The 12,296-nt window shown below is 72.7% G+C and carries 10 protein-coding genes; 9 read left to right on the forward strand and 1 reads right to left on the reverse strand.

From position 1 onward, the window contains the following. Positions 1–88: 88 nt before the first annotated feature. The 8 genes from shc (at position 89) to ACIBNE_RS01790 (ending at position 9,131) form a co-directional block, all read left to right on the forward strand. The gene (gene shc / locus ACIBNE_RS01755; protein WP_399268361.1) at positions 89–2,104 is read left to right on the forward strand and encodes a squalene--hopene cyclase; all 2,016 of its coding nucleotides are present in this window, start codon (positions 89–91) and stop codon (positions 2,102–2,104) included. Further along, entirely contained in the window at positions 2,104–2,772 is a 669-nt protein-coding gene (locus ACIBNE_RS01760; protein WP_399268363.1) for a 1-hydroxy-2-methyl-2-butenyl 4-diphosphate reductase, read from the forward strand. Before shc ends, ACIBNE_RS01760 begins: the two co-directional genes overlap by 1 nt. A 5-nt stretch (positions 2,773–2,777) precedes the next feature. Beyond that, positions 2,778–3,797, forward strand: coding sequence for an adenosyl-hopene transferase HpnH (gene hpnH, locus ACIBNE_RS01765; protein ID WP_399268365.1), 1,020 nt, complete (start codon positions 2,778–2,780; stop codon positions 3,795–3,797). A gap of 4 nt (positions 3,798–3,801) precedes the next feature. Then, positions 3,802–4,968, forward strand: coding sequence for a flavodoxin-dependent (E)-4-hydroxy-3-methylbut-2-enyl-diphosphate synthase (gene ispG, locus ACIBNE_RS01770; RefSeq protein ID WP_399268367.1), 1,167 nt, complete (start codon positions 3,802–3,804; stop codon positions 4,966–4,968). A gap of 21 nt (positions 4,969–4,989) precedes the next feature. Next, positions 4,990–6,876, forward strand: coding sequence for a 1-deoxy-D-xylulose-5-phosphate synthase (gene dxs, locus ACIBNE_RS01775; protein WP_399268369.1), 1,887 nt, complete (start codon positions 4,990–4,992; stop codon positions 6,874–6,876). A gap of 39 nt (positions 6,877–6,915) precedes the next feature. Beyond that, the gene (locus ACIBNE_RS01780; protein ID WP_399268371.1) at positions 6,916–8,301 is read left to right on the forward strand and encodes an aspartate aminotransferase family protein; all 1,386 of its coding nucleotides are present in this window, start codon (positions 6,916–6,918) and stop codon (positions 8,299–8,301) included. 72 nt (positions 8,302–8,373) lie between these two features. Then, positions 8,374–8,970, forward strand: a complete 597-nt coding sequence (locus tag ACIBNE_RS01785; RefSeq protein ID WP_399268373.1) for an XRE family transcriptional regulator — start codon at positions 8,374–8,376, stop codon at positions 8,968–8,970. Between the two features lie 14 nt (positions 8,971–8,984). Continuing rightward, positions 8,985–9,131, forward strand: a complete 147-nt coding sequence (locus ACIBNE_RS01790) for a DUF6126 family protein (RefSeq protein WP_399268375.1) — start codon at positions 8,985–8,987, stop codon at positions 9,129–9,131. A 28-nt stretch (positions 9,132–9,159) separates the two neighbouring features. Here the strand turns inward: ACIBNE_RS01790 and ACIBNE_RS01795 are convergent, their stop codons facing one another. After that, positions 9,160–9,993, reverse strand: a complete 834-nt coding sequence (locus tag ACIBNE_RS01795; protein ID WP_399268377.1) for a tyrosine-protein phosphatase — start codon at positions 9,991–9,993, stop codon at positions 9,160–9,162. 133 nt (positions 9,994–10,126) lie between these two features. Between ACIBNE_RS01795 and ACIBNE_RS01800 the strand changes: the two genes are divergently transcribed. Then, positions 10,127–12,259, forward strand: coding sequence for an alpha-galactosidase (locus ACIBNE_RS01800; protein ID WP_399268380.1), 2,133 nt, complete (start codon positions 10,127–10,129; stop codon positions 12,257–12,259). The last annotated feature ends 37 nt before the right edge of the window (positions 12,260–12,296 follow it).

Below are 12,296 nucleotides of genomic sequence, written 5' to 3' on the forward strand. Positions count from 1 at the left end.
CGCAGTCGCCGGCCGGTGCCCCGCACGGGCGCACCGGCCGACGGAGACCCCAGCACAGCAGAGCGACCACTGCAACGAAGGGGAAGCCATGACAGCGACGACCGACGGAAGCACCGGGGCGCCAGGCCCCCTTGCCGCCTCGGCCAGCCGACCGCACGACCCGGCCGCGACCGGCACCGCGGCGGGCGCCGGCGGAGCACCCGCGGTGCTCGAAGCCGCGGAGCGGGCCGCCGCCCGCTCCACGGCCCACCTGCTCGCCCTCCAGGACGACCAGGGCTGGTGGAAGGGCGACCTCGAAACCAACGTCACCATGGACGCGGAGGATTTACTGCTCCGGCAGTTCCTGGGGATCAGTGACGCGCGGATCACCGAGGCCTCCGCGCGGCACATCAGGAACGAGCAGCGCGAGGACGGCGCCTGGGCCACCTTCTACGGCGGCCCCGGCGAACTCTCCGCGACCATCGAGGCGTACGTCGCGCTGCGGCTGGCCGGGGACGCCCCGGACGCGCCGCACATGGCGCGGGCCTCCGCCTGGGCCAGGGCGCACGGCGGCATCGCCGCGAGCCGGGTCTTCACCCGCATCTGGCTGGCGCTCTTCGGCTGGTGGAAGTGGGACGACCTGCCCGACCTGCCGCCCGAGATGATGTACTTCCCCAAGTGGTTCCCCCTCAGCATCTACAACTTCGGCTGCTGGGCGCGGCAGACCATCGTGCCGCTCACCGTCGTCTCGGCGCACCGCCCCGTACGGCCCGCGCCGTTCGCCCTGGACGAGCTGCACGCCGACGCCCGCAATCCCAGCCCGCCCAAAGCCTTTGCCCCGGCGGTCAGTTGGGAGGGGCTCTTCCAGCGCCTCGACCGGGTGGTGCACGCCTACCGCAAGGTCGCGCCGCGCCGGGTGCGCGGGGCCGCGATGCGCGCGGCGGCGCAGTGGATCGTGGAGCGGCAGGAGAACGACGGCTGCTGGGGCGGGATCCAGCCGCCCGCCGTGTACTCCGTGATCGCGCTGCACCTGCTCGGCTACGACCTGGACCACCCGGTGATGCGGGCGGGCCTCGAATCGCTCGACCGGTTCGCGGTCTGGCGCGAGGACGGCTCCCGCATGATCGAGGCGTGCCAGTCACCGGTCTGGGACACCTGCCTCGCCACGATCGCGCTCGCCGACGCGGGCCTGCCCCCCGACCACCCGGCCCTGGTCAAGGCCGCCGACTGGATGCTGGACGAGGAGATCGGCAAGTCGGGGGACTGGGCGGTGCGCAGACCCGGACTCGCCCCCGGCGGCTGGGCGTTCGAGTTCCACAACGACAACTACCCCGACATCGACGACACCGCCGAGGTCGTCCTCGCGCTGCGCCGGGTCGCGCACCCCGACCCGCAGCGCATGGAGGCGGCGATCGGCCGGGGGGTGCGCTGGGTGCTCGGCATGCAGTCCAAGAACGGCGCCTGGGGCGCCTTCGACGCCGACAACACCAGCAAGTTCCCCAACAGGCTGCCGTTCTGCGACTTCGGCGAGGTCATCGACCCGCCCTCGTCCGACGTCACGGGCCACGTCGTGGAGATGCTGGCCGTCGAGGGCAGGTCCCACGACCCGCGCACCCGGCGCGGCATCGACTGGCTCATCGCCGAACAGGAGCCCTGCGGCGCCTGGTTCGGCCGCTGGGGCGTCAACTACGTGTACGGCACGGGGTCGGTGGTCCCGGCCCTCACCGCCGCCGGGCTGCCGCTCGGGCACCCGGCGATCCGGCGCGCCGTGAGCTGGCTGGAGTCCGTGCAGAACGAGGACGGCGGCTGGGGCGAGGACCTGCGCTCCTACCGCGAGCACGGCCGGCCGGGCCGCGGGGAGTCCACCGCGTCGCAGACCGCGTGGGCGCTGCTTGCGCTGCTCGCGGCCGGCGAGCGGGAGGGCAAGGCGGTGGAGCGGGGCGTGGCCTGGCTCGCCGAGACCCAGCGCGAGGACGGCTCCTGGGACGAGCCGTACTTCACCGGCACCGGCTTCCCCTGGGACTTCTCCATCAACTACCACCTGTACCGGCAGGTCTTCCCGCTGACCGCGCTCGGCCGGTACGTCCACGGCGAGCCGTTCGCCGCGGGGCGCGAGGGGGCGTGATGGAACACCCCGACGGGGCGGCAGGGGCGAGCGGTACGCCGCTGCTCGTGGCCTGCGCGCTCGCCATCGAACGGTTCGCCCTGCGGGCCGGGGGGCGGGGCGTCGAGGCCCCCGGGCCGGTGACGGTGCTGCGCACGGGCATGGGCCCGGCGGCGGCCGAGCGCGCCGTCACGGGTGCGCTCGGCGGCGGGCCGCTGCGCGGTGCGGCGGTCGTCGCGTCCGGGTTCTGTGCCGGGCTGCGGCCCGGGATGCACCCGGGGGACCTGGTGGTGGCCGACGGGACCCGGATCGTCGGGGACCCGTCGGGCGCGACGCCGTGCGCGGGCACCGAGGTGCTGGTGAAGGCGCTCGCCGACGCACTGCCCGGCAGGACCGTGCACACGGGTCCGCTGGCGGGCTCCGACCACGTGGTGCGCGGCGCCGAGCGCGCCGCGTTGTGCGCCACGGGCGCGATCGCGGTGGACATGGAGTCCGCCGCCACGCTCCTGAGCGCCGTGCGCACCGGTTCGCGCGCGGTTGCGGCCGTCCGGGTGGTCGTGGACGCTCCTGAGCATGAACTTCTCCGAATTGGGACGGTACGCGGAGGAATATCAGCTTTCCGCGTTCTGCGCGCCGTTCTTCCGGCTTTCTTCGAATGGCACCGTTCTTTGCTGCTCCCCAGGAGGTGAGCTAGATGGCCATGCCGCTCCGCCAGACCATCCGGGTCGGGACGTATCTCTTTGAACAGAAGCTCCGCAAGCGGGAGAAATTCCCCCTCATCGTCGAACTCGAACCGCTCTACGCCTGCAACCTGAAGTGCGAGGGCTGCGGGAAGATCCAGCACCCGGCCGGGGTGCTCAAGCAGCGCATGCCGGTCGCACAGGCCGTCGGCGCGGTGCTGGAGTCCGGCGCGCCGATGGTCTCCATCGCGGGCGGCGAGCCCCTGATGCACCCTCAGATCGACGAGATCGTGCGGCAGTTGGTGGCGCGCAAGCGCTACGTCTTCCTGTGCACCAACGCCGTGCTGCTGCGCAAGAAGATGGACAAGTTCCAGCCGTCGCCGTACTTCGCCTTCGCCGTGCACATCGACGGCATGCGCGAGCGGCACGACGAGTCCGTCGCCAAGGAAGGGGTGTTCGACGAGGCGGTCGCGGCCATCAAGGAGGCCAAGCGGCGCGGCTTCCGGGTGACCACCAACTCCACCTTCTTCAACACCGACACCCCGCAGACGATCATCGAGGTGCTCAACTTCCTCAACGACGAGCTGAAGGTGGACGAGATGATGCTCTCGCCCGCCTACGCCTACGAGAAGGCGCCCGACCAGGAGCACTTCCTGGGCGTGCAGCAGACCCGCGAGCTGTTCAAGAAGGCCTTCGCGGGCGGCAACAGGCGCCGCTGGCGGCTCAACCACTCGCCGCTGTTCCTGGACTTCCTGGAGGGCAAGGTCGACTTCCAGTGCACGGCGTGGGCGATCCCCAACTACTCGCTCTTCGGTTGGCAGCGCCCCTGCTACCTGATGAGCGACGGGTACGTGCCCACCTACCGCGAGCTGGTGGAGAAGACCGACTGGGACAAGTACGGCCGGGGCAAGGACCCCCGGTGCGCCAACTGCATGGCGCACTGCGGCTACGAGCCGACCGCCGTGCTCGCCACCATGGGCTCGCTCAAGGAGTCCATCCGCGCCGCCCGTGAGACCGTCAACGGGAACAGGTGACGTCATGGCGGGCAACGGGCCCGTGAACCTGGGGCTCCCCGAGCCGCCGACCCGCCCCCTCGCGGTGCGCCGCCCCTCGCGGCGCATCCAGGTCGGGTCGGTGGCCGTCGGCGGGGACGCGCCGGTCTCGGTGCAGTCGATGACGACCACGCGTACGTCCGACATCGGGGCGACGCTCCAGCAGATCGCCGAGCTGACGGCCTCGGGCTGCCAGATCGTGCGGGTGGCGTGTCCGACGCAGGACGACGCGGACGCGCTGGCCACGATCGCGCGCAAGTCGCAGATCCCGGTGATCGCGGACATCCACTTCCAGCCGAAGTACGTGTTCGCGGCGATCGACGCGGGCTGTGCGGCGGTCCGGGTGAACCCGGGCAACATCAAGCAGTTCGACGACAAGGTCAAGGAGATCGCGCGGGCCGCGAAGGCCGCGGGCGTCCCGATCCGCATCGGGGTCAACGCGGGCTCGCTGGACCGGCGGCTGCTCGCCAAGTACGGCAGGGCCACGCCCGAGGCGCTGGTGGAGTCGGCGCTGTGGGAGTGCTCGCTCTTCGAGGAGCACGGTTTTCGCGACATCAAGATCTCGGTCAAGCACAACGACCCGGTCGTGATGGTCAACGCCTACCGGCAGCTCGCGGCGGCCTGCGACTACCCGCTGCACCTGGGGGTGACCGAGGCGGGCCCCGCCTTCCAGGGCACCGTCAAGTCGGCCGTCGCCTTCGGCGCGCTGCTCGGCGAGGGCATCGGCGACACCATCCGGGTCTCCCTCTCCGCGCCGCCCGCCGAGGAGGTCAAGGTCGGCATCCAGATCCTGGAGTCGCTGGGGCTGCGGCAGCGCCGCCTGGAGATCGTCTCCTGCCCGTCCTGCGGCCGCGCCCAGGTCGACGTCTACAGGCTGGCCGAAGAGGTCACCGCGGGCCTCGAAGGCATGGAGGTCCCGCTGCGCGTCGCCGTCATGGGCTGCGTCGTCAACGGCCCCGGCGAGGCGCGCGAGGCCGACCTCGGCGTCGCGTCGGGCAACGGCAAGGGCCAGATCTTCGTCAAGGGCGAGGTCATCAAGACCGTCCCCGAGTCGAAGATCGTCGAGACCCTGATCGAAGAGGCGATGAAGATCGCCGCGTCCATGGAGGAAGCGGGAGCGCCCGCCGGGCGTCCCGCCGTCACCGTGAGCTGAACCATACGAAGGGGGACCGGCGTGACGATTCTGGAGACCATCCGCGGGCCGCACGACCTCAAGGACCTGGACGGGGCCGAGCTCGACGAACTCGCGGCGGACATCAGGGAGTTCCTGGTACGGGCGGTGGCCAGGACCGGCGGGCACCTCGGGCCCAACCTGGGGGTGGTGGAGCTGTCCATCGCCCTGCACCGCGTCTTCGACTCGCCCGTGGACCGGATCCTGTGGGACACCGGACACCAGAGCTACGTGCACAAGCTCCTCACCGGCCGACAGGACTTCTCCAAGCTGCGCGGCAAGGGCGGCCTCTCCGGCTATCCCTCGCGCGAGGAGTCCGCGCACGACGTCATCGAGAACAGCCACGCCTCCACCGTCCTCGGCTGGGCCGACGGCCTCGCCAAGGCCCAGCAGGTGCTCGGCCGCACCGACCACGTGGTGGCGGTGATCGGCGACGGCGCGCTCACCGGCGGCATGGCCTGGGAGGCGCTGAACAACATCGCCGCCGCCAAGGACCGCCCGCTGATCGTCGTCGTCAACGACAACGAGCGCTCCTACGGGCCGACCATCGGCGGCCTCGCCAACCACCTCGCGACGCTGCGCACCACCGACGGCTACGAGCGGGTGCTGGCCTGGGGCAAGGACGTCCTCCAGCGCACGCCGGTGATAGGGCAGCCGCTGTACGAGTCGCTGCACGGCGCCAAGAAGGGCTTCAAGGACGCCTTCGCCCCGCAGGGCATGTTCGAGGACCTGGGGCTCAAGTACGTCGGGCCGATCGACGGGCACGACATCGAGGCCGTCGAGTCGGCGCTCAGCCGGGCCAAGCGCTTCCACGGGCCCGTCCTGGTGCACTGCCTCACCCGGAAGGGGCGGGGCTACGCGGCGGCCGAGGCCGACGAGGCGGACAGGTTCCACACCGTCGGGGCGATGGACCCGCTCACCTGCGAGCCGCTGACCCCGTCCAACGGCCCCTCCTGGACCTCGGTGTTCGGCGCCGAGATCGCGGAGATCGGCGCCGAGCGGCCCGACGTCGTGGCGATCACGGCGGCGATGCTGCACCCGGTGGGCCTGACCGAGTTCGCCGAGCGGTTCCCCGACCGGGTCTGGGACGTCGGCATCGCCGAGCAGCACGCGGTGTGCTCGGCGGCCGGGCTCGCCACCGGCGGGCTGCACCCGGTCGTCGCCGTCTACGCCACGTTCCTCAACCGGGCCTTCGACCAGCTGCTCATGGACGTGGCGCTGCACAAGTGCGGCGTCACCTTCGTCCTGGACAGGGCGGGCGTCACCGGCGTGGACGGCCCCTCCCACAACGGCATGTGGGACATGTCGATCCTCCAGGTGGTGCCGGGGCTGCGGATCGCTGCCCCGCGCGACGCCGACCAGCTCCGCGCCCAGCTGCGCGAGGCCGTGGACGTGTCCGACGCGCCGACGGTGCTGCGCTTCCCCAAGGAGTCGGTGGGCGAGCCGCTGCCCGCGCTGCGCCGCGTCGGCGGGGTGGACGTGCTGGCCGAGCCCGCCGAAGGGGAGTCCGAGGTGCTGCTGGTGGCGGTGGGGGCGCTCGCCGGGGTCTGCCTGCAGGCCGCCGGGCTGCTGGCAGGCGCGGGGACGCGGTGCACGGTCGTGGACCCGCGCTGGGTGAAGCCGGTCGATCCGGCGCTGCCGGAGCTGGCGCGCGGCAAGCGGCTGGTCGCGGTCGTGGAGGACAACAGCCGCGCGGGCGGCGTGGGCCAGGCGGTCGGCCAGGCGCTGGGCGACGCGGGCACGGACGTGCCGCTGCGCACGTTCGGCATCCCGGAGCAGTTCCTCGCGCACGCCAAGCGCGGCGAGGTGCTGGCCGACATCGGGCTCACCCCGGTCGAGATCGCGGGACGGATCACCGCCGCGCTGGCGGGCGAGGAAGGCGTGCGATGAGCGGCGAGGAGAGTGCGGCGTGAGCGGGGAGAGTGCGGCATGAGCAAGGAGTTCGACCTGGGCAGACTCCTGGCCGAGCGCGGCGCGGAGCGCTACGAGCTGCACGCGCGGCACCTGAACCACCAGCTGCCGCGCATGCTGCACACCATCGGCTTCGACAAGGTGTACGAACGGGCCGAGGGCGCGCACTTCTGGGACGCGGACGGCGCCGACTACCTCGACATGCTCGCGGGCTTCGGCGTGATGGGCCTGGGCAGGCACCACCCCGTCGTGCGCAAGGCGCTGCACGACGTGCTGGACGCCTCGCTCGCCGACCTGACCAGGTTCGACTGCCAGCCGCTGCCCGGCCTGCTCGCCGAGCGGCTGCTGGCGCACTCGCCGCACCTGGACCGGGTGTTCTTCGGCAACAGCGGCACCGAGGCGGTGGAGACCGCGCTGAAGTTCGCCCGGTACGCCACCGGCAGGCCCAGGGTCCTGTACTGCGCGCACGCCTTCCACGGCCTCACCACCGGGTCCCTCTCGGTCAACGGCGAGGACGGCTTCCGCGACGGCTTCGCCCCGCTGCTGCCCGACACCGAGATCGCCCTCGGCGACCTGGACGCGCTGCGCCGGGAGCTGAAGCGCGGCGACGTGGCGGCCCTCGTCGTGGAGCCGATCCAGGGCAAGGGCGTGCACGCGGCGCCGCCCGGCTTCCTGCGGGCCGCGCAGGAGCTGCTGCACCAGCACAAGGCGCTGCTCATCGCGGACGAGGTGCAGACGGGTCTGGGCAGGACCGGCGACTTCTACGCGTACCAGCACGAGGAGGGCGTCGAGCCCGACCTGGTGTGCGTCGCCAAGGCGCTCTCCGGCGGCTACGTGCCCGTCGGGGCGACCCTCGGCAAGGACTGGATCTTCAAGAAGGTCTACTCGTCGATGGACCGGGTGCTGGTCCACTCGGCCAGCTTCGGCTCCAACGCCCAGGCGATGGCGGCCGGGCTCGCCGTGCTCGCCGTCATGGAGGACGAGCAGGTCGTCGCGCGGGCCAGGACCACGGGCGAGCTGCTGAGGTCCCGGCTCGCCGCGCTCGTGGACCGCTACGAGCTGCTGCACGAGGTGCGCGGGCGCGGGCTGATGATCGGCATCGAGTTCGGCCGGCCCTCGTCGCTGAAGCTGCGCGGCAAGTGGACGGTGCTCCAGGCGGCCCGCAAGGGGCTCTTCGCGCAGATGGTGGTGGTGCCGCTGCTGCAGAAGCACCGGATCCTCACCCAGGTGTCGGGCGACCACCTGGAGGTGATCAAGCTCATTCCGCCGCTGGTGATCGACGAGGCGGACGTGGACCGGTTCGTGACCGCGTTCACCGCTGTGATGGACGACGCACACGGCGGCGGTGGGCTGATGTGGGAGTTCGGGAGGACACTGGTGAAGCAGGCCGTCGCGCAACGCTGACGTCCCCCACCGAGCTTTTGCCTCTCGGGCAAGAAATTTGCCCGAGAGGCATTTTGCTGGCGCAATGGAGACATGAAACCGCCTGCCGACCTCGGCGGGGCGCCCGACGAGGCACTGCCCGACGTCGCGCCCCAGCTGCGCGCCCTGCGCCGCCGCCGCGGACTCACCCTGGAGGCCGCCGCCCAGCGCGCCGGACTCTCGCCCGCCCATCTGTCCCGGCTGGAGACCGGCCGCCGCCAGCCCTCGCTGCCCATGCTGCTCGGGCTCGCCCGGATCTACGGCGCCACCGTCTCCGAGCTGCTCGGCGAGAGTGCCCCGGAGCGCGAGGCCGTCATCCGCGGCGGGCGGCTCGGGCCCGCCGAGGCCGACGGCTGGACGTACCAGCGGGCGGGCGGCCCCGGCCGCGCCATGCAGGCCCTGCGCGTCCAGGTGCCGTACGGCACCCAGGGCGACCTGGTGCGGGTGCACCCCGGCGAGGAGTGGCTGTACGTGCTCACCGGGCGCCTGCGCCTGAGCCTGGGCGAGGCCGTGCACGAGCTCGATCCGGGGGACAGCGCCCACTTCGACTCGCTCACCCCGCACCGGATCACCGCGGTGAGCCCGGGAGGGGCCGAGCTGCTCTTCGTGCACACCCTGCTGCAGAGCCCCGACCCGCACCCGCACGCCTGAGGAGAGGAAGCCCCATGGACCCGCAGTACCCGCACACCAACCCGGAGCGCGAGGAGAGCAGGTTCCCCAAGGGCCTGGTCATCCGGCTCTTCGCCTATCTCGTGGCCGGCCACCTCTTCGCGGCCTTCCTCTACCTGCTGTTCGCCATGGGCGGCGAATAGCCGGGAAGGCCGGCCGGCGCCGTACGCCCTAGCCGGCGTGCTCGACCAGGCGCTCGCGCAGCAGCCGCCGGGTCCCGGGGGTCAGGTTCAGGCCGTCGGAGAGGTAGCGGTCGGTGGAGCCCCAGACCTCCTCGATCGTGTCGAAGGCCCGGTTCAGGTAGGCGGCGCGCGCGTCGAACAGCGGCGCCAGCAGGTCCATCACCTCAGGGGACATCCCGGCGGCCGACTCGTCGCTGCGGCGGACCTTGTAGCGCCGGTGCGGGTCGTTGGACTTCAGGTAGTCCGCCTCGATCGCCTCGCGCGTCACGCCTATCGCCAGCAGCGTCACCGCGATCGAGAGCCCGGCCCTGTCCTTGCCCGCCGCGCAGTGCATCAGGGCGGGGACGCTGTCCTCGGCGAGCGCGTGCAGCACCCGGCTGTGCTCGGCCGTACGGTCCTTGATCATCGCGTGGTACGACTCCGCCATCCGGTCCGCGGCCCTGCCGTCGGCGAGGATGGAGCGCAGCTGGTCGAGGTTCCCGTCGCGCACCATCCGCCAGAACTCCGCGCCGTCCGCCGGGTCGGAGAGCGGTATGTTCACGTTGCGCACGCCCGGCAGCGCCACGTCGGGCCCTTCGAGCCGCTGGTCGGCGGAGTTGCGGAAGTCGAAGACCGTGTGCAGCCCCAGCGCGGTGAGGAACGCCGCGTCCTCGTCGGTCGCGTGCGCGAGGTGGCCGCTGCGGAAGAGCTTCCCGTACCGCACCCGCCCGCCGTCCTCGGTCGGCAGTCCGCCCACGTCGCGGAAGTTGCGCACGCCCGACAGCTCGGGCTCGGTGGACGGGACCTGCGGCAGCTGCTGGGTCACGGGGGGTTCCTCCGTCATCTCCCGGTCTCCGGGCTTCGGCGCGGCTCGGGTCGGCGCGGCTCGGCCGCCGTTGGCGCGATCTCGACGATACGACATGGGTTCCCCCGGCAACCGTCTTGCCCGGGAGAGGGGCCCCGTCCATGATGTGGGCATGATCGAGACCGGTGGCTCGGGTCGTGTCTGGCTGCTCTCCGGGGCGCGCGGGAGCTATGCGCTGCACGTCACCGACCGGGACGAGCTGCTGCACCTGCACTGGGGGCCGCGCATCCCGCTGGCCGCCGCCGAGGCACTGGCGGCCGAACCCGCCCCGCCGCCCTGGCCGTTCGAGTCGCCGCTGGACGGGCGCGAGGAGTACCCGGTGGAGGGCGGCCCGCGCTTCGTGCGCCCGGCCCTGTCCGTACGCACCGACGAGACGCGCGGCACCGAGTGGCGCTTCGACGGCGCCAGCGTCGAGGACGGGTCGGCCGAGGACGGGTCGGCCGAGGACGGGCCTGTCGAGGGCGGGCCTGCCGGGGGCGGGGGCCACGAACTACGCCTGGCGTTCACCGACCCGCTGCACCGGCTCGCCGTCACCCTGCACTACCGGGTGCGCGACGACACCGACGTCGTCGAACGCTGGACCACCCTCGACCACCTTGGCGACGGCCCGCCGCTCGACGTGCTGCGCGCCGACGCCGCCACCTGGACCCTGCCCCGCCGCGACCGCTGGCGCCTCTCCCAGCTGCACGGCAGATGGGCCGCCGAGACCCGGCTCGTACGCGCGGAGCTGACGCCGGGCGAGAAGGTCCTCGGCAGCAGGCGCGGCCACACCGGACACCAGCACCTGCCGTGGGCCGCCCTCGACGCGGAGGGCGCCACCGAGGAACGGGGCGAGGTGTACGGCTGCGCCCTCGGCTGGTCGGGGTCGTGGCGCATCGCCGTACAGCGACTGCCCGACGGGGCCGTGCAGATCACCGGCGGCGCCGGGCACGACGAGGCGGGGCTGCTGCGGCTCGGCCCCGGCGAGCGCTACACCTCGCCCGTCTTCGCGGGCCTGTGGACCGACGGCGGGTTCGGCGCGGCCAGCAGGGCCTGGCACGCCTGGCAGCTGGCGCACGTCGTCCCCCGCGCGCGGACGCCCCGGCCCGTGCTCTACAACTCCTGGGAGGCCACCGGCTTCGAGGTTTCCGACGAGCAGCAGCGCGGCCTCGCGCGGCGGGCCGCCGCCCTGGGCGTCGAGCTGTTCGTGGTCGACGACGCCTGGTTCGGGCGGCGCACCAGCGACCGGGCGGGCCTGGGGGACTGGACCCCGAACCCGGAGCGCTTCCCCGAGGGGCTGAAGCCGCTCGCCGACGAAGTGCACGCCCTGGGAATGCGGTTCGGCATCTGGGTCGAACCGGAAATGGTCAACGCCGACAGCGACCTCTACCGCGCGCACCCGGACTGGGCCCTCGTGGAGAAGGGGCGCACGCGCACGGAGTTCCGCAACCAGCTCGTGCTGAACCTGGCGCTCGACGAGGTGCGCGAGCACCTGTGGGAGCAGCTGGACGCGCTGCTCTCGTCCGTCCCCGTCGACTACGTGAAGTGGGACTTCAACCGCTGCCTCACCGACCGCCAGGAGCTGTGGCAGCGGCAGGTGGAAGGGGTGTACGGGCTCCTGGACCGGCTGCGCGCCGCGCATCCCGGCGTCGCCTTCGAGTCCTGCTCGGGCGGCGGCGGCCGGATCGACCTCGGCATCCTCTCCCGTACGGACCAGGTGTGGACGTCCGACAACACCGACCCGCTCGACCGGCTCGCCATCCAGCACGGCCTGAGCCAGCTGCACCCGGCGAGGGTGGCGGCCGCCTGGGTCACCGACAGCCCGCACGCCGAGCGCAACGGCCGGGTCAGCACGCTCCGCTTCCGCTTCGTGAGCGCCTTCGCCGGGGTCCTGGGCGTCGGCGCCGACCTCACGCGGTGGAGCGAGGAGGAGCTGGCCGAGGCCCGGGAGTGGGTGGCGCTCTACAAGGACGTCAGGCCCGTCGTCCAGCTCGGCGACGCCTACCGGCTGCGGCCGCCCGACGAGGCCCTGAGCGCCGTGCAGTACGTACGGGGCGACGACGTGGTGGTCCTGGCGTGGCTCAGGGCCCAGGCGTACGGGGAGCGGCCCCCGGCGCTCGGACTGCGCGGGCTCGACCCCGACGGCACGTACGTCTGCCGGGACACGGGGGCGGTGCACAGCGGCGCCGTACTGATGCACCGGGGGCTGCACACCGGGCTGCGCGGCGACCTCGACGCGACCGTGGTGCGGTTGCGCAGGCTCTGAGCGCCTGGGGGCGCGGGCCGGTGTCCGGCCATGAACG

The organism is Streptomyces sp. NPDC050504 (assembly GCF_044458065.1).
Lineage (GTDB): Bacteria > Actinomycetota > Actinomycetes > Streptomycetales > Streptomycetaceae > Streptomyces.

Excerpts from the sequence above, each read along its gene's own strand:
- shc (WP_399268361.1), top strand. The coding sequence starts at position 89 with ATGACAGCGACGACCGACGGAAGCACCGGGGCGCCAGGCCCCCTTGCC.
- ACIBNE_RS01760 (WP_399268363.1), top strand. The coding sequence starts at position 2,104 with ATGGAACACCCCGACGGGGCGGCAGGGGCGAGCGGTACGCCGCTGCTC.
- hpnH (WP_399268365.1), top strand. The coding sequence starts at position 2,778 with ATGGCCATGCCGCTCCGCCAGACCATCCGGGTCGGGACGTATCTCTTT.
- ispG (WP_399268367.1), top strand. The coding sequence starts at position 3,802 with ATGGCGGGCAACGGGCCCGTGAACCTGGGGCTCCCCGAGCCGCCGACC.
- ACIBNE_RS01780 (WP_399268371.1), top strand. The coding sequence starts at position 6,916 with ATGAGCAAGGAGTTCGACCTGGGCAGACTCCTGGCCGAGCGCGGCGCG.
- ACIBNE_RS01785 (WP_399268373.1), top strand. The coding sequence starts at position 8,374 with ATGAAACCGCCTGCCGACCTCGGCGGGGCGCCCGACGAGGCACTGCCC.
- ACIBNE_RS01790 (WP_399268375.1), top strand. The coding sequence starts at position 8,985 with ATGGACCCGCAGTACCCGCACACCAACCCGGAGCGCGAGGAGAGCAGG.
- ACIBNE_RS01795 (WP_399268377.1), bottom strand. The coding sequence starts at position 9,993 with ATGACGGAGGAACCCCCCGTGACCCAGCAGCTGCCGCAGGTCCCGTCC.
- ACIBNE_RS01800 (WP_399268380.1), top strand. The coding sequence starts at position 10,127 with ATGATCGAGACCGGTGGCTCGGGTCGTGTCTGGCTGCTCTCCGGGGCG.